Annotated in this window: 28 protein-coding genes; 10 read left to right on the forward strand and 18 right to left on the reverse strand. The window is 74.2% G+C overall.

Annotated features, from left to right (window positions below; genetic code table 11):
* Positions 1 to 102: 102 nt before the first annotated feature.
* On the forward strand, positions 103 to 852 hold the full coding sequence (locus I8N68_RS11550; RefSeq protein ID WP_200209913.1) for a hypothetical protein: 750 nt from the start codon (positions 103 to 105) through the stop codon (positions 850 to 852).
* Here the strand turns inward: I8N68_RS11550 and I8N68_RS11555 are convergent.
* Positions 801 to 2390, reverse strand: coding sequence for a phospholipase D family protein (locus I8N68_RS11555; protein ID WP_200210104.1), 1590 nt, complete (start codon positions 2388 to 2390; stop codon positions 801 to 803). The two genes, I8N68_RS11550 and I8N68_RS11555, sit on opposite strands and share 52 nt — an antisense overlap.
* 132 nt (positions 2391 to 2522) lie before the next feature.
* Here I8N68_RS11555 and I8N68_RS33595 point away from each other — a divergent pair, with 132 nt between their 5' ends.
* On the forward strand, positions 2523 to 2651 hold the full coding sequence (locus I8N68_RS33595) for a hypothetical protein (RefSeq protein WP_255543862.1): 129 nt from the start codon (positions 2523 to 2525) through the stop codon (positions 2649 to 2651).
* Between the two features lie 77 nt (positions 2652 to 2728).
* Here I8N68_RS33595 and I8N68_RS11560 read toward each other — a convergent pair whose 3' ends face one another.
* Positions 2729 to 3715, reverse strand: a complete 987-nt coding sequence (locus tag I8N68_RS11560) for a pirin family protein (protein ID WP_200209914.1) — start codon at positions 3713 to 3715, stop codon at positions 2729 to 2731.
* 10 nt (positions 3716 to 3725) lie between these two features.
* Positions 3726 to 4205 (reverse strand): MarR family winged helix-turn-helix transcriptional regulator, encoded by a 480-nt coding sequence (locus tag I8N68_RS11565; RefSeq protein WP_200209915.1) that lies wholly within the window; start codon positions 4203 to 4205, stop codon positions 3726 to 3728.
* A gap of 155 nt (positions 4206 to 4360) precedes the next feature.
* Here I8N68_RS11565 and I8N68_RS11570 point away from each other — a divergent pair, with 155 nt between their 5' ends.
* Positions 4361 to 4948 (forward strand): DUF1684 domain-containing protein, encoded by a 588-nt coding sequence (locus tag I8N68_RS11570; RefSeq protein WP_200209916.1) that lies wholly within the window; start codon positions 4361 to 4363, stop codon positions 4946 to 4948.
* A gap of 41 nt (positions 4949 to 4989) precedes the next feature.
* On the opposite strand, the gene I8N68_RS11575 is transcribed toward I8N68_RS11570, so the two are convergent.
* Positions 4990 to 5577 carry a general stress protein gene (locus I8N68_RS11575; protein ID WP_200209917.1) on the reverse strand — a complete coding sequence of 196 codons (588 nt, stop codon included), beginning with the start codon at positions 5575 to 5577 and terminating at the stop codon, positions 4990 to 4992.
* A gap of 206 nt (positions 5578 to 5783) precedes the next feature.
* Between I8N68_RS11575 and I8N68_RS11580 the strand changes: the two genes are divergently transcribed.
* A complete protein-coding gene (locus tag I8N68_RS11580; RefSeq protein WP_200209918.1) occupies positions 5784 to 6284 on the forward strand; it encodes a metallophosphoesterase family protein in 501 nt (166 codons plus the stop codon).
* Here I8N68_RS11580 and I8N68_RS11585 read toward each other — a convergent pair whose 3' ends face one another.
* On the reverse strand, positions 6285 to 6500 hold the full coding sequence (locus I8N68_RS11585) for a DUF3072 domain-containing protein (protein WP_200209919.1): 216 nt from the start codon (positions 6498 to 6500) through the stop codon (positions 6285 to 6287).
* Positions 6501 to 6610: 110 nt separating this feature from the next.
* On the opposite strand from I8N68_RS11585, the gene I8N68_RS11590 reads away from it, so the two are divergent.
* Positions 6611 to 7549 carry an NAD(P)/FAD-dependent oxidoreductase gene (locus I8N68_RS11590; protein WP_200210105.1) on the forward strand — a complete coding sequence of 313 codons (939 nt, stop codon included), beginning with the start codon at positions 6611 to 6613 and terminating at the stop codon, positions 7547 to 7549.
* A gap of 13 nt (positions 7550 to 7562) precedes the next feature.
* Here I8N68_RS11590 and I8N68_RS11595 read toward each other — a convergent pair whose 3' ends face one another.
* The 3 genes from I8N68_RS11595 to I8N68_RS11605 form a co-directional block, all read right to left on the reverse strand.
* Complete coding sequence (locus I8N68_RS11595) at positions 7563 to 8846, reverse strand: cation:proton antiporter (RefSeq protein ID WP_200209920.1); 1284 nt, start codon at positions 8844 to 8846, stop codon at positions 7563 to 7565.
* A gap of 149 nt (positions 8847 to 8995) precedes the next feature.
* A complete protein-coding gene (locus I8N68_RS11600; protein WP_200209921.1) occupies positions 8996 to 9673 on the reverse strand; it encodes an HAD family hydrolase in 678 nt (225 codons plus the stop codon).
* Between the two features lie 41 nt (positions 9674 to 9714).
* Complete coding sequence (locus tag I8N68_RS11605; RefSeq protein ID WP_200209922.1) at positions 9715 to 11856, reverse strand: ATP-binding SpoIIE family protein phosphatase; 2142 nt, start codon at positions 11854 to 11856, stop codon at positions 9715 to 9717.
* A 200-nt stretch (positions 11857 to 12056) separates the two neighbouring features.
* On the opposite strand from I8N68_RS11605, the gene I8N68_RS11610 reads away from it, so the two are divergent.
* A complete protein-coding gene (locus I8N68_RS11610; protein ID WP_200209923.1) occupies positions 12057 to 12926 on the forward strand; it encodes a mechanosensitive ion channel family protein in 870 nt (289 codons plus the stop codon).
* A gap of 57 nt (positions 12927 to 12983) precedes the next feature.
* On the opposite strand, the gene I8N68_RS11615 is transcribed toward I8N68_RS11610, so the two are convergent.
* Positions 12984 to 13346: a DUF6401 family natural product biosynthesis protein gene (locus tag I8N68_RS11615; RefSeq protein WP_200209924.1), complete on the reverse strand. Its 363-nt coding sequence runs from the start codon at positions 13344 to 13346 to the stop codon at positions 12984 to 12986.
* A gap of 164 nt (positions 13347 to 13510) precedes the next feature.
* Here I8N68_RS11615 and I8N68_RS11620 point away from each other — a divergent pair, with 164 nt between their 5' ends.
* Positions 13511 to 13960 (forward strand): hypothetical protein, encoded by a 450-nt coding sequence (locus I8N68_RS11620; protein ID WP_200209925.1) that lies wholly within the window; start codon positions 13511 to 13513, stop codon positions 13958 to 13960.
* On the opposite strand, the gene I8N68_RS11625 is transcribed toward I8N68_RS11620, so the two are convergent.
* Positions 13957 to 14169: a hypothetical protein gene (locus I8N68_RS11625; RefSeq protein WP_200209926.1), complete on the reverse strand. Its 213-nt coding sequence runs from the start codon at positions 14167 to 14169 to the stop codon at positions 13957 to 13959. The two genes, I8N68_RS11620 and I8N68_RS11625, sit on opposite strands and share 4 nt — an antisense overlap.
* 162 nt (positions 14170 to 14331) lie before the next feature.
* On the opposite strand from I8N68_RS11625, the gene I8N68_RS11630 reads away from it, so the two are divergent.
* Positions 14332 to 15573, forward strand: a complete 1242-nt coding sequence (locus I8N68_RS11630) for an MFS transporter (protein ID WP_200209927.1) — start codon at positions 14332 to 14334, stop codon at positions 15571 to 15573.
* A gap of 94 nt (positions 15574 to 15667) precedes the next feature.
* On the opposite strand, the gene I8N68_RS11635 is transcribed toward I8N68_RS11630, so the two are convergent.
* From I8N68_RS11635 to I8N68_RS11650, 4 genes are all read right to left on the reverse strand, one after another.
* Positions 15668 to 15928, reverse strand: coding sequence for a hypothetical protein (locus I8N68_RS11635; protein WP_200209928.1), 261 nt, complete (start codon positions 15926 to 15928; stop codon positions 15668 to 15670).
* A 110-nt stretch (positions 15929 to 16038) separates the two neighbouring features.
* Positions 16039 to 16500, reverse strand: a complete 462-nt coding sequence (locus I8N68_RS11640) for an SRPBCC family protein (protein ID WP_200209929.1) — start codon at positions 16498 to 16500, stop codon at positions 16039 to 16041.
* Between the two features lie 53 nt (positions 16501 to 16553).
* Complete coding sequence (locus tag I8N68_RS11645; RefSeq protein WP_200209930.1) at positions 16554 to 16970, reverse strand: DUF2795 domain-containing protein; 417 nt, start codon at positions 16968 to 16970, stop codon at positions 16554 to 16556.
* Between the two features lie 65 nt (positions 16971 to 17035).
* Positions 17036 to 18010: a YihY/virulence factor BrkB family protein gene (locus tag I8N68_RS11650; protein WP_200209931.1), complete on the reverse strand. Its 975-nt coding sequence runs from the start codon at positions 18008 to 18010 to the stop codon at positions 17036 to 17038.
* 149 nt (positions 18011 to 18159) lie between these two features.
* Between I8N68_RS11650 and I8N68_RS11655 the strand changes: the two genes are divergently transcribed.
* Positions 18160 to 18564 carry a ChaB family protein gene (locus I8N68_RS11655; protein ID WP_200209932.1) on the forward strand — a complete coding sequence of 135 codons (405 nt, stop codon included), beginning with the start codon at positions 18160 to 18162 and terminating at the stop codon, positions 18562 to 18564.
* Positions 18565 to 18621: 57 nt separating this feature from the next.
* On the opposite strand, the gene I8N68_RS11660 is transcribed toward I8N68_RS11655, so the two are convergent.
* Positions 18622 to 20055 (reverse strand): aldehyde dehydrogenase family protein, encoded by a 1434-nt coding sequence (locus I8N68_RS11660; RefSeq protein WP_200209933.1) that lies wholly within the window; start codon positions 20053 to 20055, stop codon positions 18622 to 18624.
* Positions 20056 to 20127: 72 nt separating this feature from the next.
* Here I8N68_RS11660 and I8N68_RS11665 point away from each other — a divergent pair, with 72 nt between their 5' ends.
* Positions 20128 to 21732: a phytoene desaturase family protein gene (locus I8N68_RS11665; RefSeq protein ID WP_200209934.1), complete on the forward strand. Its 1605-nt coding sequence runs from the start codon at positions 20128 to 20130 to the stop codon at positions 21730 to 21732.
* Between the two features lie 100 nt (positions 21733 to 21832).
* Here I8N68_RS11665 and I8N68_RS11670 read toward each other — a convergent pair whose 3' ends face one another.
* The 3 genes from I8N68_RS11670 to I8N68_RS11680 all read right to left on the reverse strand — a co-directional run bounded on the left by I8N68_RS11670 (position 21833) and on the right by I8N68_RS11680 (position 24136).
* Entirely contained in the window at positions 21833 to 22597 is a 765-nt protein-coding gene (locus I8N68_RS11670; protein WP_200209935.1) for a polyprenol monophosphomannose synthase, read from the reverse strand.
* Between the two features lie 112 nt (positions 22598 to 22709).
* Positions 22710 to 23711 carry an SDR family oxidoreductase gene (locus I8N68_RS11675; protein ID WP_200209936.1) on the reverse strand — a complete coding sequence of 334 codons (1002 nt, stop codon included), beginning with the start codon at positions 23709 to 23711 and terminating at the stop codon, positions 22710 to 22712.
* Positions 23708 to 24136 carry an SRPBCC family protein gene (locus I8N68_RS11680; protein ID WP_307812790.1) on the reverse strand — a complete coding sequence of 143 codons (429 nt, stop codon included), beginning with the start codon at positions 24134 to 24136 and terminating at the stop codon, positions 23708 to 23710. Before I8N68_RS11680 ends, I8N68_RS11675 begins: the two co-directional genes overlap by 4 nt.
* Positions 24137 to 24184: the final 48 nt, after the last annotated feature.

Raw genomic sequence — 24184 nt, forward strand, 5'->3', positions numbered from 1 at the left:
CAACCAAGAAACCGACAAACGGTTCGCATTGTCGGCTTTCCGTCGTTGTCCCGTCGGCGGGACCGCCCGTAGCGTCCCTGAGTACACGTCTACGGAGGCACTGTGCTCGATCCCGCCGCTCCGCAACTCGTCGTCAACGCCCGGGTGCTCCAGTTCAGCTGGCTGCCGGCGGACCCCGACGCGGTCGCGGCGATCCTGCCGGCCGGCTTGCAGGCCCGTTCGGACCGCCAGGTCTTCCTGTGCCAGTACGTGGTCGACGACGAGTGCCAGACCTCGGGCTTCGGGGCGTACTCGCTGACCTACCTGGGCCTCTCGCTGGTGGGCATGAACCCGCCGGACGGCGACACCCCGGGCGGGTGGTGGAGCCACTACCTCGCCTCCAGCCCCGTGGTCCGGCAGTACGCCGCTGCCCGGGGCGTGCCGGCGGCGGCCGGGCAGACCGTCCTCACCGTGCGCGGCGGGCAGCTCACGGCCGAGACCCGCGTCGACGGCCGGCCGATCATCCGGACCGTGGCCCGGGTCGGTCACACCGGACACGAGGTGCGCAGCGGCCACCACCGCTACCTCACCGGGTGCGGCGGGGAACTGACCAGCGCCGACTACCCGTACGTGGCCGAGCCGGTGAGCCCGTTCGAGATCGAGTCGGTGGAGTTCCTCGACCCCGACCACCCGGTCTACCCGCTACGCCCGGCGAATCCGCTCACCATCGGCTGGGGCTTCTACTCCCCGCGGGTGTCGTTCGCGTACCCGGCCGGGCCGCACGCCCTCGACGAGCCGCCGACCGCCGAGGCCGCGCCGGTTCACCAGGTGCCGGCCCGCCGGGCCCGCAGCGGCCTGCCGTCCGGGTCGTAGACCAGCCGGTACGCGGGCAGCGCCCAGATCCGGGTACGCCAGGGCAACCGCTCCGGCTGGTGCGGGCGCAGCCGGCCCGGCGGGCGAGGGCCGACCCGGCCCGCATCGTGCCAGCGTTGCAACGCGTCGGCCGCGGTGCTGATCGCCGCGACGGCCGCGGCCGGGTCCAGCAGGTCGCCGTCCTCGCCGCCGTCGGGGTCCCGGTCCAGGTGCTCGCGCCACAGTCGCAGCCGCAGGTCCCGGGCGAAGACCCGGGCGCCGTCGCCGAGCCCGGCCGGGTCGACCGGCGCCCGCTCGTCCCGGGTCTCGTCCAGCACCGCGCAGGACAGCTCGCTGTCGTGCGTCCAGGAGCGGCGGTTGAAGTTGTCGCTGCCCACGCTGGCCCAGACGTCGTCGACCACGCAGACCTTGGCGTGCACGTAGACCGGGGTGCCCTCGTGGTTCTCCACGTCGAAGACGTGCACCCGGTCCCGGGCCGCCTGCTGGCAGAGCGAGAGCGCCTGCTCCCGGCCCACCATGTTCGGCGGCAGCGCGAGCCGGCCGTCCACGTCCGGGTGGCGCGGCACCACGGCGACCAGGTGCAGGTCCGGCTGCTCCCGCAGCGCCGTCGCGAACAGCTCGGCCACCTCGGTCGACCAGAGGTACTGGTCCTCCAGGTAGATCAGCCGGCGGGCCCGGCGGACCGCCTTGGTGTAGCCGCGGGCCACCGTCCGCTCGCCGTCGGGGGCGAACGAGTAGCGCGGGCGTACCGCCGGGTAGGTGCGCAGCACCTGGATCTGGTGCGGGCCGCAGGGCGGGGGATCGGCCGGCTGGTCGGGCAGCGGGTCGGGGCTCAGGTCCGCGCCGCGCAGCCGGTCCCGCAGGTAGGCCAGCGGATTCTCCGAGTCCAGCGGCATCGGGTCGGTCCACCGCTCGCGGAACGTCGTGTCGAGTGCGCCGACCACCGGGCCGCGGACCGCGAGCTGGACGTCGTGCCAGGGCGGGTGCGCGCCGTACCGCGCGGACATGGCCACGGCCTGCGGATCCCCCCGGTGCTCGGCGTCGTCGCGCCGGCTGTGGCACAGGTCGATCCCGCCGACGAAGGCGATGTCCCGCTCCGGGGCGCCCGGGTGGCGCAGCACCACGAGTTTCTGGTGATGCGAGCCGCCGCGCCGGACGCGCTGGTCCAGCAGCACCTCGCCGCCGGCCGCGCAGATCGCCTCGCTGAGGTCGCGGTTCTCCGCCTCGCTGTAGGAGAGCGCGTCGAGGTGGGACCGCCAGATCAACCCCTTGACCACCACGCCGCGCTGGGCGGCCTGCGCGAAGAGCTGCACCACCGTCGGGCCGTCCGGGCGCATCCGCTGGTCCGGGTCGCCCCGCCAGTCGGTGAAGAACAGGTGGTCGCCGGCCCTCAGCGCCTCGACCTCGCTGACCAGCCGGTCGAAGTACGCCGCGCCGTGAATCACCGGTTCGGCGAGGTTTCCCGTCGTCCAGACGGGTAACTCAGACACCGGGTTGGCACGTTCCTGCGCGGTGAGGAACCAGTCGCTCATCGCCATGTTCCAGCCCCCCGAGGTCGACAACGTCCTCACGGTAGGACCCCTGCGACGGGTACGCACGCCGGCCGCCCCTTCGGAGCCCGGCGTGGTGGCCGCCGCACCACGGACCGAGACAACCCAGGAGGCCGCAGCATGCCCGCCGAGACGACGAACGCCGTGACCGAGTACCGCGAGCCCGCGGTCGAGAGCGAACGGGGCGCGGTGGTGGCGGTCTTGCTGATGGTGATCCTCGGGGTGGCCGGCATCTTTGCCGTGTCCTGAGCGCCCGACGGTCACCAACTCCCGATCGGCAGATGGGCGCCCCGGCGGAACCGGGACGCCCATCTCGTTCGGGTCGATCAGGGACGCGGGCCCTGGCCGCCGGTGTGCGGCAGGCGCTCGGCGGGGATCACGCCGAGCTTGCCGGCCTGGAAGTCCTCGAACGCCTGGACCAGCTCGTCGCGGGTGTTCATCACGAACGGGCCGTAGTGCGCCACCGGCTCCCGGATGGGCTGACCGCCCATGAGGTAGAGCTCCAGGGCCGGGGTGTTGGCGTCCTGCTTCGCGTCGGCGGTCATCCGCAGCGCGTCGCCCGCGCCGTGCACGGCGAGCTGGCCGATGTGGATGGGGCGCTTGTCGGTGCCGACGGTGCCCCGGCCGGCCAGCACGTAGACCAGCGCGTTGAAGTCCGGCCGCCAGGGCAGGCTCAGCTCCGCGCCGGGCTGCAGCGTCACGTGCGCGATGGTGATCGGGGTGTGGGTCGAGCCCGGGCCGCGGTGCCCGGCGACCTCACCGGCGATCACCCGGATCAGCGCGCCGCCGTCCGGGGTGGTGATCAGCGCCGACTCCCGGCCGCGGATGTCCTGGTAACGCGGCGGGTTCATCTTGGCCACCTTGGGCAGGTTGACCCAGAGCTGGAGGCCGTGGAAGAGGCCGCCGCTGGTGACCAGGTGCTCCGGCGGCGCCTCGATGTGCAGCAGGCCGCTGCCGGCGGTCATCCACTGGGTGTCGCCGTCGGTGATGGTGCCGCCGCCGCCCTGCGAGTCCTGGTGGTCCATGATCCCGTCGATCATGTAGGTCACCGTCTCGAAGCCGCGGTGCGGGTGCCACGGGGTGCCCTTCGGCTCGCCCGGGGCGTAGTCCACCTCGCCCATCTGGTCGAGGTGGATGAACGGGTCCAGCTCGGTTAGCGGGACGCCGGCGAAGGCCCGGCGGACCGGGAAGCCCTCGCCCTCGAAGCCGCTGGGCGCGGTGGTCAGTCGGCGGACCGGCCGGAAGCTGGTCGACTCGTCGAGCCGGGGCAGCCGGGGCAGGACGAGGACGTCGTCGACGGTGATGGCGGGCATCTCGGGCTCCTTAGTTGTCGGCCGGGGTGGACGACGCGTCGCGGGCGGCGTGCAGGCGCCGGCCGAGCCGCTCGAAGACCCGGGTGAGGCAGGCGACCTCGGCGTCGTCGAGATCGTCCATGAGGTGGGTGCGCACCGACGCCAGGTGGTGCGGCGCGGCGTCGCGGAGGGCGAGCAGGCCGGCGGCGGTGAGCACCGCCTCGCTGCCCCGGCGGTCGTCCGGGCAGGACTGCCGGGTGACCAGGCCGCGCCGCTGCATGGCCGAGATCTGGTACGTCAGCCGGCTGGGCGAGAAGACCAGCCGGCTGGCCAGCTCACCCATCCGCAGTCGCTGCCGTGGCGCCTCGGAGAGCAGCACCAGCACGTGGTAGTCGGCGAAGCTCAGCCCGTCCGCGCGGAGGTCTTCCTCGATCTGGGTGAACAACCGCTGGCTCGCCTCGATGTAGGCGCGCCAGCAAGCCATCCGCTCGGGGTCCAGGCTCTCGGTCACGGGTCCGAGAGTAGCACTACTTAAAATTTCAAAGAAGGACCGCTGAGCGTGACTTGGCGCTCATCAAGGCGCCGGTCGGACCGGATCTAAGAATTTGAAAGAACGAGTCTCCGGGAGCCGGGTGGCGGCGGCCCGCCGCTGGCTAGGCTCGGGGGATGGACGATCTCGAACTGCTCGACTGGCGGGAGCGGATCGCCCGGCTCCACCTCTCCGGCCTCGACCTGGCCGGATTCCGGGCGGAACGGGACGAACTGTTCCGCCGGCACCCGCAGAGCCCGCTGCCGGTCGAGGACCGGCCCGGCTTCGCCGGGCTGCGCTACCACCCGGCGAACCCCGACGCCGTGGTCGAGGCGCCGCTGCGTCCCGCCTCCGGCACCGAGAGCATCGACACCGGTGGCCCGGACGGGGTGGTGCGCTACCGGCGGGTGGCGATCGCCGACACCCCGTGGGGTCCGCTGACCCTCTGGTGGATCGAGGCGTACGGCGGCGGGCTGTTCGTGCCGCTGCGCGACGGGAGCTGCGGCAGTGAGAGCTACGGCGGCGGCCGCTACCTGACCGACACGGTCAAGGGCACCTTCGGCCGGGGACTGACGGTGCTGCCCGACCGGCGGGTCCGGCTCGACGCCAACTACCTCTACAACCCCAGCTGCGCCTACGACGATCGGTGGGCCTGCCCGCTCGCCCCGCCGGAGAACCGGGTGGACGTGCCGATCCGGGCCGGCGAGCTGGCGTACCACGGCTGACGCCCCGGCGCGGCGGGGCGCCGGGGCGTCAGGCGGTGCGGTCAGCGGGCGGTCGCGCCCGTCGGCGTCAGGTGCATCCGGCCGAGCAGCTGCCGTGCCTGATCGGCCAGGTCGACGTCCACGATCACCGCGTACTGGCTGGCCCGCAGCGAACTGGCCGAGGTGAAGTCCCGCTGGCCGCCCGTCATGGCGTGCGCCACCGCGCCGAACACGGCCCCCCAGATCGCGCCGATCACCAGCCCGACCAGGATCACCGCCACCCAGTTGCCGGCGGTGAAGATGCCGAAGAGCAACCCGATGAAGAGCCCGAACCAGGCGCCGGTGCCCGCGCCGATCAGGGCGGCCCGGCCCGTGGTCATCCGGCCCATCACCGTCTCCACCAGGGTCAGGTTCGTGCCGACGATCGCGCTGCGTTCCACCGGGAACCGGTTGTCGGCCAGATAGTCCACCACCCGCTGTGCGGACGGATAGTCCGGGTACGTGCCGATCGTCACGGTCGGCGGGCCCGTCTGTGGACCGTGCCCGTCCCCGCTGGGCGCCGCCGGTCGGCCGGCCGGACCGGACGGGAGGTTGTCGCCACCCGGCATCCCGGGTCGCCAGGCCGCGGTCGGCGTCGAGGGTCTGGTCATGAGCATCCTCCTTCGTCGACCCGTCGCGTTCCCGCCGCCGTCGGCGGGTAACACCGCCGGGCCGGCCGATGCCGACGCCGATGACGGGCCCGGTGGTGGTGTGCCGCCCGCCGCGCCGGGTAGCCACGGCCGCGGGCGCTCGCGGTGGCGGCTTGTGCCGGCGGGTCCGCCGGGACAGCGCGGGCCGCAGCGGGCAGGATCGGGGGATGCAGTTGGTGATCACCGCCGACACCCACGTACCGAAGCGCGCACGCGACCTGCCGGCCCCGCTGTGGGCCGCGATCGACGCCGCCGACGTGGTGCTGCACGCCGGGGACTGGGTGGACGTGTCGCTGCTGGACGCGCTGACCGCGCGGGCCAGGCGGCTGGTCGCCGTGTACGGCAACAACGACGGCCCGGACCTGCGCGCCCGGCTGCCCGAGGTGGCCCGGGTCGAACTCGCCGGGCTGCGGGTGGCGGTGGTGCACGAGACGGGGCCGAAGACCCGCCGCGAGGAGCGCTGCGCGGCCCGCTTCCCCGACTGCGACCTGCTGGTCTTCGGGCACTCCCACATCCCGTGGGACAGCGTCGCTCCGGGCGGGCTGCGGCTGCTCAACCCGGGCTCACCGACCGACCGGCGGGCCCAGCCGCACGCGACCTATCTGACCGCGCGGGTGGCGGCGGGGCGGCTCGACGAGGTCGAGCTGCACCGCCTGCCCCCGCGCTGACTACTGCCCGCGCCCGGTCTCCGCCTGGAGCTCGTCGATCCGGCGGGACGCCTCCGCCTTGGTCAGCCCCTCCGGCACCTCCTCGCCGGCCTCCCGGGCGAGGGTGTGCAGGTACGACTCCTGGGCGGCGGTCGGCGGCTCCTCGCCGGTCACCCACTCGTCCGGGTCCTTGATAGCCGCCTGCGGGTTGGGCTTGCCGCTGTCGCGGTCGGTCATCTCGATCACCTCTCCTCGAACACCTGTGCCAGTACCCCCGGTCCGTGCGCTTCATGCCGCCCGCCGCCCGGGCCGCATACGATCACCGGGTGACAGCGGACCGGACGGGCGTGGTGGTGGTCGGCGCCGGAATCGCCGGGGTGGCGTGCGCCGCCGAGCTGGCCCGGGCGGGCATCCCGGTGCAGGTCCGCGAGCGGGCCAGGGTGACCGGCGGGCGGATGGCGAGCAGGCGCTTCGACGGCCGACCCGCCGACCTCGGCGCCGCCTACTTCACCGTCAGCCACCCCGACTTCGCCGGCGTGGCCGAGGAGTGGCGGGCGGCCGGGCTGGCCCGGGAATGGACCGACACCCTGGTCGCGTACGGGCCGGACGGCCGGCGTGAGCTGTCCGGGTCGACCCGCTGGTCCGCCCCGCGCGGACTGCGGTCGCTGGTCGAGCACCTGGCCCGGGAGCTGCCCGTGACGCATGATTGGCTGGTGCTCTCGGTCGAGCCCGGCCCACGGGTCGACGGCCGGGACTGCACCGCGGTCGCGCTGGCCATGCCGGGTCCGCAGGCGGCCCTGCTGCTCGACCCGGCGCTCGCCGCGGCAACCGGGGCGGTGACGGCCCAGCAGTGGTCCCCGGCGCTGGCCGCCGTGCTGCGCTTCCCGCAGCGCCGGTGGTCCGACTTCCGGGGCGCCTTCGTCAACGAGCACCCGGTGCTCGGCCTGATCTGCGACGACGGGGACCGGCGGGGGGACGCCGCGCCGGTGCTGGTCGCGCACACCACCGCGGAGTTCGCCGCCGGTCACCTGTTGCAGCCCACCGCCGCCGGCCCGGCCATCGAGCAGGCGGTGCGGGACCTGTTGGGCCTGCCCGAGCCGGCCGAGCTGGTGCACGTGCACCGCTGGACGTACGCGAAGCCCACCGCGGGCGGGGACGGGACGTACCACCTGGACGACGACGGGATCGGCCTCGCCGGGGACGCCTTCGGCAAGCCGCGGGTGCAGAGCGCCTGGCGCTCCGGGCGGGACCTCGGCCGGGCACTGGTCGGCCGGCTCGGCGGCTGACCGGCGGCCCGGATCAGCCCAGCGCGGGTTCCTTCTCGCGGCCCCGCTCGGACGGGTCGCGGGTCCGCTCGCCCGCCCGGTCCAGCAGCTGCATGACCGGGGTGGCCGCGATCCCGTGCACCACCACCGAGACGATCACCACCAGGCCGACCGTGGCCCAGATCAACTCGGCCTGCGGGAAGTCGGTCCTGCTGGTGGCGTACGCCAGGTAGTAGAACGAGCCAACCCCCCGGATGCCGAAGAGCGCGATCACCCAGTGCTCGGCCGGTCTGCCGGGCGCCCCGCGCAGCGACAGCCAGCCGGTCAGTGGCCGGATCACGAAGACGAGCGACAGCCCGACCATTGCCGCCGGCCAGGTCAGCGGGGCGAGCAGGCCACCGATCACCGCGCCGCCGAACAGCAGCAGCAACAGCACGGTCAGCAGCCGCTCGATCTGCTCGGCGAAGTCGTGCAGCACCGAGTGGAACTCGTGGGTCCGCTCGGCGGCCCGGATCGCCCGGGCGGCCACGAAGACCGCCAGGAAGCCGTACCCGCCGACCACCTCCACCAGCCCGTACGCCAGGAAGGTGGCGGCCAGCGCGAGGAAGCCCTCGGCGTGCCGAGCCAGTCGCAGCTCGCTCGGCGCCCGGAAGAAGAGCTTGCCGAGCAGCCAGCCGATGAGCAGCCCACCCCCGACGCCGACGGCGAGTTTGTAGAGCACGTCGACGGTGAACCAGTGGGCCAGCCAGTCCGCCGGGGCGAGGCTGGTGGTGGCGATCGCGATGGCGGCGTACACGAACGGGAACGCCAGGCCGTCGTTCAGGCCGGCCTCCGAGGTGAGCGCGAAGCGCACCTCGTCCTCGGAGTCCTCCACGTCGGTCGGCTCACCCACCTGCACGTCGGCGGCGAGCACCGGATCGGTGGGGGCGAGCGCGGCGCCCAGCAGCAGCGCCGCCGCCGGTACCAGCCCGGCCCACCACCAGCCCAGCAGCGCCACCGCCGCGATGCACAGCGGCATCGCGATCGCCAGCAGCCGCCAGGTCGACGACCAGCGTGCCCAGCTCAGCGGCCGGTCGATCTTCAGGCCGGCGCCCATCAGCGCCACGATCACCCCGACCTCGGTGAGATGGGTGGTGAGCTCGGGCCAGCGCAGCGGGTCCGGCGTGGGCAGCCCGGTCGGCAGCAGGAAGACCAGCATGCCGAGGCCGAGGAAGGCGATCGGCATGGACAGCGGGCGCCGCTCCAGCACCCGCGGCAGGACGCCAGCCAGCAGCGCGCCCACACCCACCAGCGCGAACGCGACGTCCACCGGTTCCACAGCACCACCCTTCCCGCCACCCGCGGCGCGGGTAGGTGGTCACCAGTGCCCCCTCCTGCCGCCGGCTATGCGTCGGTGTCCGGCTTGTCCTCACGTGAGGCGGGTCACGCGTCAGCCCACCGTGCCCGTGACCGGGCGGGCGCGCGGGCTCAGCGGAGGCCGGCGACGGCGCTTTCGCCGAGGCCGTCGAGCAGCGCGGCCGGGTCGTCGTAGACGGCCACCGCACCGGCGCCGGCCAGCTCGGCCCGGCTGGTGCCGCCGCAGGTCAGCCCGATGCAGGGGATCTTCAGCTTGCCGGCGGCGGCGACGTCCCAGACCGAGTCGCCGACGAAGACCACCCGGTCCGGGGTGAGCCCGGACTGCGCCAGCGCGGCCTCCAGGATGTCCGGCGCCGGCTTGCTCTCCTCCGCGTCCGCCGAGGAGGTGACGGTGTCGATCACGTCGTCGGCGTCGAGGACGGCGCGCAGCGCGCCCACCTCGTGCTCGGCGGCCGAGGTGGCCAGCACCACCCGCAACCCGCGCGCCGCGCAGGCCCGCAGCAGCTCCGCGGCGCGGGGCAGCGGGGCCAACCGCTCCCAGTACTCGGCGTACAGGCTGTCGTGCGCGTCACGCAGCTTGCCGTCGCCGTCCCGGTCGCGTTCCGGACCGAGCAGATGGTCGAGCAGCTTGTCCGAGCCCATGCCGATCGATCGGTGGATCAGCGCCATGGGCACCCGGTGATCGGCCTGGCGCAGCGCCTCCCACCAGCTCACCGTGTGCAGATAGGTGGTGTCGACCAGGGTCCCGTCCACGTCGAAGAGGACGCCGCAGCGGTTGTCGGTAGGCATGGCTTCCCTTCTACCCGCCCCGGCGCGCGCCGACGCGCGACTCACCCGACGGGGATGAGGATCTCGAACCAGACCGTCGAGCCGCGGACCGTCGGGTCGGTGCCCCAGGCGTCGCTCAGCTCCTCGATCAGCCCCAGGCCGCGGCCCCGGCTGCTCAGCGTGTCCGTCTGCGCCCGGGTCACCGTGCCGCGGGTGCCCGAGTCGGCGACCGACACCAGCAGCCGTTCCGCGCTGAGGTCGATCTCCACCCGGGCGGCCGTGCCGGCGTGCAGCAGCGCGTTGGTGGTCAGCTCGCTGGTGCACAGCACCGCCGCGCCCACCACCGCCTCCGGCACCCGCCACTCGGACAGCTGCGCGGTCATCCAGTGCCGCACCCGGCTCGGTGCGGTCGGCTCCGCCGGCACCTCCATGCTGGCCGACCGGCTCGGCTTCACCGCGTGCTCCACCGCCAGCACCGCGACGTCGTCCTCGGTGGCCCCCGGTACGGCGGCGGTGGCCACCGCGCACAGCGCCCGTGGGTCGCCGCTGCCGGCCGCGGTGACCGCCCGGGCCAGCCCGGACAGCCCGCTGGTCAGGTCCTGCCAGCGCCGCTCCACCACCCCGTCGCTGAACAGCAGCAGGGTGTCTCCGGGGCGGAACGGCACGGTGGCCGTCCGGGGCCGGCAGCCGAGTCCCAACGGGGCGCCGGGCGGCACGTCGACGTACTCGGCGGTGGGCTCGCCGGTCGGCGAGCAGCGCCGGATCAGCGGGGCGGGGTGGCCGGCGCTGGCCAACGTGATCCGCTCCCGGTCCGCCTCGATGACGCCGAAGGCCACGGTCACGAAGAGCTCCTGCGTGCCGGCCTCGGCGCCCAGGCTGGACACCAACCGGTCCAGCCCGCCGAGCACCGCGTCCGGGCGGGGGTCGGTGAGCGCGAGCGCCCGCAGGGCGGCCCGCACCTGCCCCATTCGGGCGGCGGCCTGCACGTCGTGCCCGGCCACGTCGCCGAGGACCACCCCCAGTGCGCCGGTGGGCAGCAGGAAGGCGTCGTAGAAGTCGCCGCCGGCGGCGTTGCCGTCGACGCCCGGGTCGTACCGGGCGGCGATGCGCAGCCGGGGCAGGTCGGGTAGCTGTTCCGGGAGCATGCTGCGTTGCAGGAGCTGAGCGGTGCCGTGCTGGGTCTCGAACCGGCGGGCCCGCTCGGCCGCCTGGCCGACCAGCTCCGCGGAGGCGGTCAGCAGCGCCCGCTCGGCGGGGGACCAGGTGTGCGGCGCCTGGTAGCCGACCGACAGCGCGCCACGGACCACTGAGGAACGCAGCGGCAGTGCGGCCAGCGCCCGGATCTTCTGGTCGTGCCGGTCCACCGCGATGTCCCGCAGCGGCTGGCCGTCGCTGGTGTAGAAGGGCACGCCGCTGCGGGCGGTGACCACCATCGGCGCCGAGGAGTCGGCGGGGGCGCGCCGCCACAGCGGCGGTAGCCGCTCGTCGGCCTCGTCGAGCAGTTCGCCGCGGATCCGCCGGACCAGCCGCCAGTTGCCGCCCTCGTCGACGGTGAAGTCGACCCGGTCGGCGTCGAACGATTCGATGGCGTACCCGAGGGTGACCCGGGCGACGTCGTCGAGGGTGAGAGTGCCGGACAGCGCGGCGGCGAAGTCGCTCAGGCTCTGCAACTGCTGGGTGAGCTGGGTGGTCTGCGCGGCGACGGTGAGCACGCCGATGATCCGGCCGGCGCTGTCGCGTACGGGGGAGTGGCCCCGGGTGAACACCGCCGGCTCGGCCGCGCCGACGAGGTGCGGGTCGGCGGGCAGCATCGCCTCCCGTTCGAGGAAGGACTCGCCCTGCCGGTACGCCCGCTCGAGCACGTCGCCGTTGCCCGGCTCGTGCCAGATGTCCGCGAAGACCTCGGCGGCCGGCCGGCCGAGCGCCGTCGGGTGCCGGGCGCCGATCAGCTCGGCGTACCCGTCGTTGTAGAGCAGCACCAGATCGTCGCCGTAGAGCAGGGCCATCGGCACCGGCGAGGCGAGGACCAGGTCGACCACGGCGCGTAGCGCCGGGCCCCATGCCTCGGGCGGGCCGAGCGGGGTGCCCGCCCACGGGTGGGCGAGCACGGCGGCCGCCGCGCCGCCGCTGCTGGCGCCGGAGCCCGCAGGTGCTCCCGGGACGGGGGCTGATGGCGTGGGGACTCGCCCGACCGTGCCTGGCATGACCGCAGCCTAACCGGAGCGTGACGTGGAGGTTCCGATCATGCGTCCGGGCGCGCCTCGGGTGCCCGCCGGGCCGGCCGTTCCGGCAGGTGAGGGTGCTTTCCGGGAGAGATGTCGGGAAATTGGCGACCCGTGGCGCGGCGTGCCCCGGGGGTGACCGGGTATGCGGGCGGCGCAGTTCACGCGACAGGAGGGACATCATGCTGAAAACCCTCGCGGCCGGGCAGGCCGACATCGGTGACGCCGTGGCCGACACCTGGAGGTCGGTGCTGCTCTTCATTCCGCGGGCCGTCGCGTTCATCGCGATCCTCGTGGTGGGCTGGCTCATCGCCCGAGCCGTCCTGAAGCTCGTGGACGCGGCACTGGAACGGGTGGGCTTCGACCGGGCCGTCGAACGGGGCGGGATCAAACGCGCGCTCGAAAGAACGAAGTACGACGCCAGTGACATCCTGGCCAAACTGGGCTACTACGCCGTCCTGCTGTTCACCTTGCAGTTCGCCTTCGGCGTCTGGGGACCGAACGCGATCAGCGACCTGATCCGGGGTGTGGTCTCCTGGCTGCCGCGGGCCTTCGTGGCGATCGTGATCGTGGTGGTCGCGGCGGCCATCGCCAACGCGGTCCGGGATCTGGTCACCGGCGCGCTGGGTGGGCTGTCGTACGGCAAGATCCTCGGCGACCTGGCGGCGATCTTCATCCTGGCGCTCGGTGTGATCGCCGCGCTCAACCAGGTGGGCATCGCCACCACGGTGACCACGCCGGTGCTGATCGCGGTGCTCGCCACGGTGGCCGGCATCCTGATCGTCGGTGTCGGCGGTGGTCTGGTGAAGCCGATGCAGAGCCGCTGGGACGGCTGGCTCGACCGGGCCGCGGAGGAGTCCCGCGCGATCCGGGAGCAGCGTTCGGCGCAGGGCGCCGGTCGCAGCGACTACGAGCGGCAGATGGCCGACCGGGCCGGCGCCGAGCGTACCCGGGTGGCCCGGGAACAACAGGCGATGTCCGGCGCCCCGGGCACGTACCAGCCGGGGACCGTGGGCGACGAGACTCAGCAGATCCGCCGCCCGGGCGGCTAGCGCCGATGGCGGCAGGGGAGGGTGTCCGCGGGGCGATCGCGGCGCCCTCCGCCGCATTCAGGCCAGGTGTCGGGGATCCAGCGAGCGGGCGAGGGCGCAGACCGCCAGCAGGCGGGTGTGCAGCCAGTCCGGCCCCGACCAGTCGGTCGGCTCCGCGGTCGGCTGCCAGCCGTGGTCGAGGGCGGCGGCGCGGATGCCCTCGGCGTACCCGGCGAGCGCGGCGACGGTCAGCGGCCGGCGGTCGCCGTCCAGGCTGTCGCGGACGGCCGCGGCGTGCTGGTCGACCAGAGCGAGCAGCCCGGGGCTGGCGGCGGCCGCGGCCAGCCCGGCGGTGCCGACGGACGCGGTGAGCGCGACCAGGGCGGATCGCGCGGAGCCGGCGGCGGAGCGGGTCGCGACCCGATTGTTCGGCACACGCATGGGAACCGAGGCTAATCACGCCGTGACCGGGTCGACCTCGGCCGACCGGCTGACTGCCCGTCGGCCGGGCGGTGGCCAGGTTCCTCCGCCGGGATTGACCCGGGCGGGACCGGGCAGAAGGAGAACCGCGCGAACCGGCGCAGGGAGCCCCGCGGAGGAACGGAATGGGACAGCACGTGGACGGACCGGAGGAGCGGCACCGGCGCCCGGCCGGTGTGAGTGACGACACGGTCGAGGCGCTCGGCAAGCTCAGCGAGGCCCTGGAGACCGTCGAGCGGGCCCGCGGGCACCTCTACTCGCTGCACCAACTGATCGGCCACGCCGACCTCATGCTCGACGACGCGGTCGAGCTGTTCCGCAGCGCCGGGCACGGTGAGATCGCCGACCGGATCGACCGGGACCTGCTGGGCCGCAACGTGATCGCCGGACGCTGGACGTTCCAGATCGTCGAGGACTTCGACGACGGCTACTACGCGCTCTTCCGGGAGCTGGACCGCCGGGCCCGGGACGAGCTGGCCGGCGGCCGACGGCACCTCTACGAGGCGGAGATGAAGGAGCGCCGCCGCACCCGTGGGCGGCCCGGACACGAGGCGCGCCCCGGCGCGCAGGGCTAGTCCGACGAGGCGGCGCCCGCCGGGCGGCGCCGGGCCGCGTCGTCGGCGATGATCACGGTGGCCACCATCAGCGCGACGCAGAGGCTGAACAGCCAGGAGTCGTCGGCGACGAGTTTCGCCGCGATGGGCGCCTGGATGGCGGCGAGCAGAAAGCCCAGCCAAGCCAGGCGGCGCTGACGTGGGGTGAGGATGCCGGAGCCCTGTTGCATCCCGAAAGTCTGACGCGGGACCCGGCCATTGCCGTCACCCGTTCGGCCGATTCTGGACGACCTGTCCGGTTCCTCGACCATCCGGTTCGTACTTTTTGTCCTTTCGGGGGACCGGGTCGGGCGCCACTGACCGTCCCGCCGGATGCGGCAGGATGACCCACCGTGTCGACCACCACCACCACGCCCCGGGCGTCCCTGCTCCTGCTGGCCTATCTCGCCTTCGTGAGCCTCGGCCTGCCCGACGGGCTGATCGGGGTGGGCTGGCCGTCCATCCGCGCCGACCTCGGCGTGCCGACGGAGGCGGTCGGCGTGGTGCTCACCGCGGGCATGGTGGGTTACCTCACCTCCAGCGTGCTCGCCGGCTTCACCCTGGCCCGGCTCGGCGTCGGCTGGCTGCTCGCCGGCAGCACCCTGCTGGCGAGCCTGGCCCTCACCGGGTACGCGCTGACCCCCACCCTGGCCCTGATGGCCGGCTGCGCGCTGGTGCTCGGGCTGGGTTCGGGCGCGATCGACGCCGGGCTCAACGCGTACGCCGCCGGGGCGTTCGGGCCCCGCCACATGAACTGGATGCACGCGTTCTTCGGGCTCGGCGTGGCGATCGGCCCGCTGATCATGACCGGTGCGCTCAGCGCCGGCCTGGCCTGGCGGTGGGGGTACGGCACCGTCGCGACCGCCCAGCTCCTGCTGGCCGCGGCGTTCGCGCTCACCGTCCGTGCGTGGCGGGAGCGGACGCCGGGCGCCGCCGACGCGCTCGTACCGCCCGATCCGGTCGCGCCCGCGATGGTGCCCGGCCCGGACGCGGTGGCCGGCGCCGGGCCGGTCGAGGCCCGGCCGGTGCGGGTGGTGGAGACGCTGCGGCTGCCGGCGGTCTGGCTCGGCGGAGCCGCCTTCGCGGTCTACGTGGCCCTCGAGGTGGCCACCGGGCTCTGGGCCTTCCTGCTGCTGACCGAGGGGCGGGGCCTGGCCGCGGCGGTGGCCGGCCTCTGCGTCTCCGGCTACTGGGGCAGCCTCTTCGTGGGGCGGGTGGTCCAGGGGGTGGTCGCCGAACGGCTGGGCAGCGCGCGGGTGCTGCGCGGCAGCCTGCTCGGCCTGGCCGCCGGCGCGGCGCTGATCGCCCTGCCCGCCCCGGCCTGGTTGGCGGTGGCCGGGCTGCTCGTGGTCGGCTTCGCCGCCGCGCCGGTCTTCCCGCTGCTGACCCTCAGCACGGCCGAGCGGGTGGGTGGGGCGCACGCCGACCGGGCCATCGGCCTGCAGATCGGCGCGGCCGGCCTGGGCGCCGCCCTGGTGCCGGCCGCGATCGGGGTGCTGCTGGGACGTACCTCGGTACAGGCGCTGGGCCCGGCCCTGCTGGTGCTGGCGGTCGCGCTGATCGCCCTGCACGCCGCCGCCTCCCGGCGGGGCTGATCGGGCCGGCGAGGGCCGGCGGCGGATCCGCGACCCCGGCGGTGCCGCGCCCGTCCGCCCCCCGCCACCGCGGCGACCCCGCCGGCCGCCGGACTCAGACGTCCGGGCCGGTCCGTCCGGTCGTCGACGGGCGGTACGCCCGCTCCGGGTCGGTCATCTCCCGGCGCTCGCCCTCCGGGCCGGCGCCGCGGTCCACCGCCTCGGGACCGTGCCCGAACGCGGCCTCCTCGCCGGCGTCGTTGCCGGTGACGTCGTCGGCCTGCCCGTCGAGGCTGGAGCCCGCGAGCGCCCGCTCCAACTCGCGCAGCGGGGTCCGCTCCTCGTCGCGCCACACGTGACTGTCGTTGTCGGTCATTCCCCAGCGGTACCCGGGCGCGGTGATCGCAAACGGCCGCCGCCGGCACGGCGATGGCCGCCGGATCACCGGCGGCCAGCGGAGCTGTCTCGTATCCGGGGGTCAGGGGGTCACGGCGTCGGCCGGTCGACCTTGCCGCGCCAGGCGCCGGTCTCCTGACCGCGCCGCTCGATGAACTGCTTGAACCGCGCCAGGTCGCCCTTGGCCCGGCGGTCGACCACGCCCAGCTTGTCGCCGGCCTGCTCGACCACGCCGTGCGGCTCGAAGTCCATCTGCAGGGTCACCCGGGTGGTGCCCTCGTCGAGCCGGTGGAACGTCACCACACCGGCCTGGTGCGTGCCGCCGGTCGACTTCCAGGCGACCCGCTCGTCCGGCAGCTGCTCGGTGATCTCGGCGTCGAACTCCCGCTTCACCCCGGCGATCTCCACCGTCCAGTGGGTCATCGTGTCGGAGAGCTGCCGAACCTCCTGCACGCCCTCCATGAAGTGCGGGAACTCCTCGAACTGGGTCCACTGGTCGTAGGCGGTCCGGATCGGGACCGAGACGTCCACGTGCTCGATAACGCCGCTCATGAAGAATCCTCCTCTGCCCGCCGGTGCTGCTCCGGATCGTGGATCGATCCGGGTCACCAGCGCGTCGTCTCGTTCTTGTTCCCGAGCGCGGCCCACACCTCGGAAACCGTCTGGTAGCGGATGCCCTCGGGCAGGCCTTGCAACTGGGCCACGATGTCGTCGGGCGCCTCGTTGTCCCGCGCGTTCGCGATCAGCGCCTCCCGGTCACCGGGCAGCGCCGACATGGTGATGAACCGGCCGAGCCGGCTGCGCCGCTCGACGTCCTGCGAGCTCATCCCCTTCGGGGCGCCGGTGCGCAGCTCGCCCGCCGGGGCCGTGGTGGTCTCCGGCTGGTCCTCGCCGGCCGGTTCCGGCACGCGGTGCTCCTCGACCCGGGAGCCGCCGGTCCCCGGACCCTGAACGAGTCCACTGACCTCCTGGCTCATCTGTTCGTCGACCCTGGGTGAGTGCTTGCTGCTGGCACGTTCCATGCCCTCTGACATGCCCGAGGGGACCGCCGGTAAACCGGTGCGGGGCCGCGGAGCTGGTCATACCGTCACGAATCGGCAGCCGCGCGGGGCGGCAGGACCGGCTCGCCCGGGTCCTCCGCGCCGGTCTGGAGCACCCGGCCGCGCTGCAACTCCGCGTTGACCTGTACGCCGAGCATGAGGGCGCAGTTGGACAGGTACAGCCAGACCAGGAAGGCGATGACGGCGCCGAGACTGCCGTACGTGACGTCGTACGAGCCGAAGTTGGCGACGTAGAGGCCGAAACCGAAGGAGGCGAGCACCCACGCCAGCAGGGCGAGCCCGCCACCCGGGGTGAGCCAGCGGAACCGGGGTTGCTGGACGTTCGGCGCGATCCAGAACAGCAGCGAGAGCAGGCTCATCATCACCAGGGCCAGCACCGGCCACTTCGCGACGCTCCACACCGTGCGGGCCAGCCCGCCGGCGTGCACCAGGTCGCCGACCGCGTCGGTGACCGGGCCGCTGACGATCAGGCCGACGGCCACCACCGCGAGCAGGACCAGCGAGATCGCCGCCAGCCCGATCTGCAGCGGCCGCAGCCGGTAGAAGGGACGGCCCTCCGCCACCCCGTAGATGGCGTTGGAGGCCCGGGTGAACGCCCCGATGTAGCCGGAGGCGGACCAGAGCGCGCCGAGCAGACCGAAACTGAGCAGCACTCCCGAACTCTGCTGGTCGACCACGCCGCGCACCACCTTGACGAAGCTGTCGTCGCCCACCACCGAGCCGGCCCCGACGTCGCGGGCCAGGCCGATGACGGTGTCGACGGCGCGCTCCCCGTCGGAGACCAGCCCGACCAGGGCGACCACCACGATGGTGGCGGGGAACAATGCCAGCACCCCGTAGTAGGTGAGCGCCGCCGCCCAGTCCGCGCAGTTGTCCTTGAGGAAGTTCCGCCCGCTGCGGACCAGCACCCCCCGCCAGGTTGCCCAGCTCAGCTGCCGTACCCGCCGGGGGATCCGGGCCCGCTGCCGGTCGGTGACCACCGGCTCCGTCGTCGCTGCCATGACCGCTCCCTGTGTCCCACCGCCCGGGCGCCCCCCCGCACGTGGCCCCGGCGGTACCCCGCCGGGGAAATCGGCAAACCGGATGCCGGTTTGCCGCCGGGGGGTGCGGGAACTCCACTGGGTAACCCATCGACACGGAGGAGGACGAGATGCCCGGGCGCGAGGTACTGCCCAGCACGCTGCGGCGCTCCCCGGATAAGGCCCAGCGGACGTGGGAGAAGACGCACGACTCGGCGGTGGAGACGTACGGCGAGGGCCAGCGCGCCCATCGCACCGCGTTCGCCGCGGTCAAGCACGAGTTTGAGAAGGTCGGGGACCACTGGGAGCCGAAGGGTCGCAAGGGCCCGAGCGACCGGCAGGCCGCCGGGGGCGGCCCCGAGCGGCGGGCCCCCACGGCCGCCGGCGTGGACGCGAATGCGCCCAAGGAGCACCTGATGGAGGTGGCCAAGAAGCTGGACGTGCCCGGGCGGTCCCGGATGACCAAGCCGGAGCTGGTCAAGGCGATCCAGAAGGCGAACGACAAGCAGACCCGTGAGGCGCGTGCCCGCCGCTGACCGCCCCGGCACGACGGGAGCCCGGGACCGAATGGGTCCCGGGCTCCCGTGGCGTCGTCACCAGTGGCCGCCGCCCGGCGCCTCGATGTGCACGGCCTTCACCGTGCTGAACTCGTCGAGCAGCTCCGGACCGTATCCGAAACCCTGGCCGCTGCCGCGGCGGGGCTGCGCGGCGCCACCCGGCGCGCCGCCGAAGACCGCATTGACCTTGACGGTGCCGACCGGCAGTTCCCGCCAGGCCCGCTGGGCGTGGCTCATCGACCCGGTGAGCACCGTGGCCGCCAGTCCGTACGGCGAGTCGGCGGCGCAGCGCAGCCCCTCCGTGAACGAGTCGACCACCACCACCGGGGCGACCGGCCCGAAGGTTTCCTCGCGGACCAGCGTCATCTCGTGCCGACAGTCGGTGACCACGGTCGCCGGGTAGAACGCCCCCGGCCCGTCCGGCTCCGTCCCGCCGGTACGCACCCGCGCCCCCTCGGCCACCGCCGCGGTGACCTGCCCGTGCACGTGGTCCCGATGCCGGCGGTCCACCAGCGGGCCCAGCTGCGTACCCGGGTCGCGGCCCGGGCCGGTGGCCAGCGCCTCGGCGCGCTGCACCAGCGCGTCGACGAAGTCCTCCGCCACGTCCCGGTGCACGTAGATCCGCTCCACCGCCACGCAGATCTGCCCGGCGTTGGCGAAACAGCCGAGCGCCGCCTGCTCGGCCGCCCACACCGGGTCGACGTTCCCGTCCACCACCAGCGGATCGCTGCCACCGTTCTCCAGCAGCACCTTCGCGCCGGTCCGCGCCCCGGCGGCGGCGATCTGCCGGCCGGTGGCGGTGGAGCCGACGTGAGCGACCACGTCCACTTCCTGCCCGGCCAGCGCCGCGCCCACCTCGGCCCCGCCGGTGAGCAGCGACAGCACCCCGGCCGGCAGCGCGGAGTCCAGCGCCTTCGTCAACAGCCAGCCGGTCGCCGGGGTCCGCTCGCTCGGCTTGTAGAGCACCACGTTGCCGGTGACCAGGGCCGCGCCGAGCAGCCCGCAGGAGACCGCCACCGGGTCGTTCCACGGGGTGATCGCGGCGACCACTCCGTGCGGCTCGGGGGCCATGAAGTCGAGGGACGAGTGCCCGCCGTGCAGGGTCCGGCCGCCGCGCACCGGCCCGAGCTCCGCGTACTGTCGCAGGGTGCCCACGCCCGCCGCCACCCCACCGCGCGCGTCGTCCAGCGGCTTGCCCATCTCGGCGGTCGTCGCCTGCGCCAGCTCCTCGGCGGCGGCCTCCACCGCGTCCGCGGCCCGGTGCAGCGCGGCCGCCCGCTCCGCCGGGGCGGTCGCCGCCCACTCCGCCGTCACACCCCGGGCGGCCTCGACCGCCTTGGCCACCTCGTCCGCCGTCGCCACCGGCACGGTGGTCACCGGGGAGCCGTCGGCCGGATCGTGGACGACCAGCTCACCTCCCGCGCCACCCGCGCCCCACACTCCACCTATGAGTTGCGCAACCGTGTACATGCGGCAGTGGATGCCCCGGTCCCGGCGAGGCAAACGCGTTTCGTCCGGTAACCGGCCGGGTAGGCGGCTCGGATGACTTCGACCGCCACGGCGAGCGCCGACGCCGTCGTCATCGGGGCCGGCCACAACGGTCTGGTCGCCGCGAACCTGCTGGCCGACGCGGGCTGGGACGTGCTGGTGCTGGAGGCGACCGGCACCCCGGGCGGCGCGATCCGTTCCGCCGAGGTGACCGCTCCCGGCTATCTCAGCGACCTGTACAGCTCCTTCTACCCGCTCGGGTACGCCTCGCCGGTGCTGCGCCGGCTGGGCCTCGAGCAGTACGGGCTGACCTGGACGCACGCCCCGGACGTGCTGGCCCACCTGCTGCCCGACGGGCGCGCCGCGGTGGTCAACCGGGACCTCGACGTCACCGCCGCGTCGCTGGAGGCGTTCGCCCCCGGCGACGGGGAGCGCTGGCGGCACGCGTACGCCGACTGGTGCGCGGTGGCCGAGCCGATGCTCGACACCATCACCACGCCGTTCCCGCCGGTCCGCGGCGGGCTCGGCCTGCTGCGCCGGCTGCGCGTCTCGGGGGCGCTGCGGCTGGCCCGCCGCCTCGTCGTGCCGGTCCGCAAGCTGGGCGACGAGCTCTTCGCCGGCGACGGCGGGCCGGCCCTGCTGGCCGGCTGCGCCCTGCACACCGACCTGTCCCCGGAGGAGGCCGGCTCCGGGGTGTACGGCTGGCTGCTGGTCATGCTCGGCCAGCAGGTCGGCTGGCCGCTGCCGGTCGGCGGGGCCCAGAAGATCACCGACGCGCTGGTGGCCCGGCTGGTCGAGCGGGGCGGCCGGATCGACTACGGCGCCCGGGTGGACCGGGTGCTCACCGCCCGGGGCCGGGCGATGGGCGTGCGTACCGTGGGCGGCGCCACCTGGCGGGCCCGGCGGGCGGTGCTGGCCGACGTGCCCGCCCCGGCGCTGTTCCTGGACCTGGTGGGCGCGGCGGCGCTGCCGCCCCGGTTGGTGGAGGACCTCGCGCACTTCAAGTGGGACGGCTCCACGCTCAAGGTGGACTGGGCGCTCTCCGCGCCGGTGCCGTGGAAGAACCGGTCCGTCGCCACCGCCGGCACCGTGCACCTCGGCGCCGACCTGAACGGCCTCACCGCCTACTCCGCCGCGCTGGCCCGGGGCGAGGTGCCGCGCGACCCGTTCCTGCTGGTCGGCCAGATGTCGGTGGCCGACCCCAGCCATTCCCCGCCCGGGACGGAGTCGCTCTGGTCGTACACCCACCTGCCGTTCCGCCGGCAGTGGCATGCCGACGACGTCGTGGGACACGTCGAGCGGATGGAGGAGGTGCTGGAGGAGGCGGCCCCCGGCTTCCGGTCGCTGATCGTCGGGCGGCACGTGGCCGGGCCGGCCGACCTGGAGGAGGGCGACCCGAGCCTGGTCGGCGGCGCGCTCGGCGGCGGCACCGCCGCGGCGTACCAGCAGCTCTTCCTGCGCCCGATCCCCGGCCTGGGGCGGGCGGACACCCCGGTGGACCGGCTCTTCCTGGCCAGCTCGTCGGCCCACCCGGGCGGTGGCGTGCACGGCGCGCCCGGGGCGAACGCGGCCCGGGCCGCGCTGGCCCGGGACCGCGCGCTCACCGGTGAGCTGTACGCCGGGCTGATCGGCGCGGCGCACCGAGCGGTCTACCGCTGACCGCGCCGGGTGACGCAGAGCAGCGGGCGCAGCTGCGGTGACGGCCCCGCTCCGACCATCACCGCAGGTGACGACTCGGGGCGGGGCCGGGACGCGAGGGTCAGCCGAGGTTACGGTGCTTGGCGCGCAGCTTGAACGGCATCAGCGCGCTTTCGATCTTGGTGGCCGTGGTCATCTTGGAGATGCCGTCGCGCCGTTCCTCGAAGCGGATCGGCACCTCCAGGATGGTGTGCCCGAGCTTGGTGGCGAGGTAGTGCATCTCCACCTGGAAGCTGTAGCCGTTGGACTGCACCCGGTCCAGGCCGATGTCCCGCAGCGCGTCGGCGCGCCAGATCTTGAAGCCCGCGGTGAGGTCGCGGATCCGCACCTGGAGCAGGGTGTGCACGTACAGGTTGGCCCAGCCGCTGAGCGCCCGCCGGTAGAGCGGCCAGTTCTCGTCCAGCTGCCCGCCGGGAACGTAACGCGAGCCGATCACCACGCCGGCCTGGGTGGAGAGCAGCGCGCCGAGCATGCCGGGCAGCGCCTCCGGGGGATGGGACAGGTCCGCGTCCATCTGCGCCACGTACTCGGCGCCGCCGTCCAGCGCCCGGCTGATCCCGTCCACGTACGCCCGGCCCAGCCCCTCCTTGCCGGCGCGGTGCACGACCTGCACGCGGTCCGGGTGCTCGATGGCCAGCTTGTCCGCCACCTCACCCGTCCCGTCCGGCGAGTTGTCGTCGGCGACGAGCACCCGCAGCCCGGGCAGCGGCAGGGCGAAGAGCCGCTCGACCAGGACCGGGAGGTTCCCCGCCTCGTTGTAGGTGGGAACGACGACGGTCAGGCGTGCGTCCCGCCACGGAACGGGCAGCTGCACGGGTTCGATCATCACGGACATCCTCGGTCGGCCGACAGTGTTCACTGAGAGGGTAGCCAGTTGCCTCCAGCCGGTCCGCACAGACGCCCGTCCGGACGGCTCCGGAGCGTCGCCGCGAGGGCGGTCAGCGTAGCCGGCGGGCCAGGCCGGTCGCCGCCATCACCAGTCCGCCCAGGGCCAGGACGGACGCGCTGGGCTTGTGCGCGCTCACCCAGAGTGCGGCCGAGTGCCGCCGGGCCCGGTCGGTGAAGACCCCGGCCGTGCCCCAGTCCTGCTCGTCGTCGCCCGGCCGGTCCAGGTTGTCCCGCCACTCGGTCGGGTCGATCGGGGCGTCGGTCTGCTGGCTGTCGTACCCGCTGCGGGCCAGCTTCCGGTCCAGCAGGCCGGGAAAGAGCGCGTTGCCCAGCCGCGCCCGCCAGGTCGGGCCGCCCACGTTCAGCTCGCGCGGCCCGTGGTCGGCGGCCCAGACCACCGCCCGGGCGGCCACCTCGGGCGCGAAGATCGGCGGCACCGGCTGCGGGTGCCGCGGCAGCCGGGTGCGCACCCAGGAGAACTGCGGGGTGTTGATCGCCGGCAGTTGCACCATGGACAGCTTCACCCCCGGACAGTCGTGCAGCAGCTCGGCCCGCAGCGAGTCGTTGAACCCCTGCACCGCGTGCTTGCTCGCGCAGTACGCCGACTGCAACGGGATGCCCCGGTAGGCCAGGGCGGAGCCGACCTGCACGATGGCACCCCGGCCCTGCGCGCGCATGTGCCGCAGCGCGGCCAGGCTGCCGTGCACCGTGCCCAGGTAGTTCACCTCGGTGACCCGGCGGAACTCGTCCGCCGTGATCTCCCAGGCCGGCGCGAAGACCGACACCATCGCGTCGTTGATCCAGACGTCCAGGCCGGCGTAGTGGTGCACCACCTCGTCGGCGGCCCGCTGCACCGCGCCCGCGTCGGCCACGTCCACCCGGTACGTCCGCACGTCGGTGGCGCCGAGCCGGCGGCAGTCCCGCTCGGCGCCGCTCAGGCCGGCCCCGCCCCGAGCGATCAGGCCCAGGCGGGCGCCGCGGGCCGCGTACGCCCGGGCGATCGCCCGGCCCACCCCGGCGCTCGCGCCGGTGATCACGACGCGCTGGCTCACCGGTCCGCCCTCTGCCGGGTGGCGATGTCGGAGAGCCGGTTCAACGTCTCCTTGTTGCGCAGGTGCAGCACCAGATCGTTGAGCTTGTTGCGCACCCAGCGCAGCGGTCCGGCGGCGAAGTCCTCACCGATCCGGACGCGGGTGGCGCCGTCGCCCACCGGCTCCAGGGTGAAGACCACGGTCGCCTCGCCGGCCGGCCAGAGCCCCGCCTTGATGACGAGCTTGCGCGGCGGCTCGCAGACCAGCACGGTCGAGGAGTCCTGCAGGGAGAGCGGCCACGGCCCGGCCCGGTGGTGCAACTGGCTGCCCGCCCGCGGCCAGCTGTCGTCCACGTCCCGCACGTGCGCCGTGCCGACCACCCAGTCGCTGTACGTCCACCCGTCGGCGAGCACGTCGAAGACCTGCTGCGGGGGTGCGTCGATCACTTTCTCCACAATCGCCACCGCAATCCCATACCCCCGGCTGGTCCATGG

Origin of the sequence: Micromonospora coerulea (genome assembly GCF_016598485.1) — a bacterium.
In the GTDB taxonomy this organism is placed as follows: domain Bacteria; phylum Actinomycetota; class Actinomycetes; order Mycobacteriales; family Micromonosporaceae; genus Micromonospora; species Micromonospora coerulea.

What these genes read in the sequence shown, in the direction of transcription:
- I8N68_RS11555 (WP_200210104.1), bottom strand. Translation starts at nt 2,390, where the DNA reads ATGGCGATGAGCGACTGGTTCCTCACCGCGCAGGAACGTGCCAACCCG.
- I8N68_RS33595 (WP_255543862.1), top strand. Translation starts at nt 2,523, where the DNA reads ATGCCCGCCGAGACGACGAACGCCGTGACCGAGTACCGCGAGCCCGCG.
- I8N68_RS11560 (WP_200209914.1), bottom strand. Translation starts at nt 3,715, where the DNA reads ATGCCCGCCATCACCGTCGACGACGTCCTCGTCCTGCCCCGGCTGCCC.
- I8N68_RS11570 (WP_200209916.1), top strand. Translation starts at nt 4,361, where the DNA reads ATGGACGATCTCGAACTGCTCGACTGGCGGGAGCGGATCGCCCGGCTC.
- I8N68_RS11575 (WP_200209917.1), bottom strand. Translation starts at nt 5,577, where the DNA reads ATGACCAGACCCTCGACGCCGACCGCGGCCTGGCGACCCGGGATGCCG.
- I8N68_RS11580 (WP_200209918.1), top strand. Translation starts at nt 5,784, where the DNA reads ATGCAGTTGGTGATCACCGCCGACACCCACGTACCGAAGCGCGCACGC.
- I8N68_RS11585 (WP_200209919.1), bottom strand. Translation starts at nt 6,500, where the DNA reads ATGACCGACCGCGACAGCGGCAAGCCCAACCCGCAGGCGGCTATCAAG.
- I8N68_RS11600 (WP_200209921.1), bottom strand. Translation starts at nt 9,673, where the DNA reads ATGCCTACCGACAACCGCTGCGGCGTCCTCTTCGACGTGGACGGGACC.
- I8N68_RS11605 (WP_200209922.1), bottom strand. Translation starts at nt 11,856, where the DNA reads ATGCCAGGCACGGTCGGGCGAGTCCCCACGCCATCAGCCCCCGTCCCG.
- I8N68_RS11610 (WP_200209923.1), top strand. Translation starts at nt 12,057, where the DNA reads ATGCTGAAAACCCTCGCGGCCGGGCAGGCCGACATCGGTGACGCCGTG.
- I8N68_RS11615 (WP_200209924.1), bottom strand. Translation starts at nt 13,346, where the DNA reads ATGCGTGTGCCGAACAATCGGGTCGCGACCCGCTCCGCCGCCGGCTCC.
- I8N68_RS11620 (WP_200209925.1), top strand. Translation starts at nt 13,511, where the DNA reads ATGGGACAGCACGTGGACGGACCGGAGGAGCGGCACCGGCGCCCGGCC.
- I8N68_RS11625 (WP_200209926.1), bottom strand. Translation starts at nt 14,169, where the DNA reads ATGCAACAGGGCTCCGGCATCCTCACCCCACGTCAGCGCCGCCTGGCT.
- I8N68_RS11635 (WP_200209928.1), bottom strand. Translation starts at nt 15,928, where the DNA reads ATGACCGACAACGACAGTCACGTGTGGCGCGACGAGGAGCGGACCCCG.
- I8N68_RS11640 (WP_200209929.1), bottom strand. Translation starts at nt 16,500, where the DNA reads ATGAGCGGCGTTATCGAGCACGTGGACGTCTCGGTCCCGATCCGGACC.
- I8N68_RS11645 (WP_200209930.1), bottom strand. Translation starts at nt 16,970, where the DNA reads ATGGAACGTGCCAGCAGCAAGCACTCACCCAGGGTCGACGAACAGATG.
- I8N68_RS11650 (WP_200209931.1), bottom strand. Translation starts at nt 18,010, where the DNA reads ATGGCAGCGACGACGGAGCCGGTGGTCACCGACCGGCAGCGGGCCCGG.
- I8N68_RS11655 (WP_200209932.1), top strand. Translation starts at nt 18,160, where the DNA reads ATGCCCGGGCGCGAGGTACTGCCCAGCACGCTGCGGCGCTCCCCGGAT.
- I8N68_RS11660 (WP_200209933.1), bottom strand. Translation starts at nt 20,055, where the DNA reads ATGTACACGGTTGCGCAACTCATAGGTGGAGTGTGGGGCGCGGGTGGC.
- I8N68_RS11665 (WP_200209934.1), top strand. Translation starts at nt 20,128, where the DNA reads ATGACTTCGACCGCCACGGCGAGCGCCGACGCCGTCGTCATCGGGGCC.
- I8N68_RS11670 (WP_200209935.1), bottom strand. Translation starts at nt 22,597, where the DNA reads ATGATCGAACCCGTGCAGCTGCCCGTTCCGTGGCGGGACGCACGCCTG.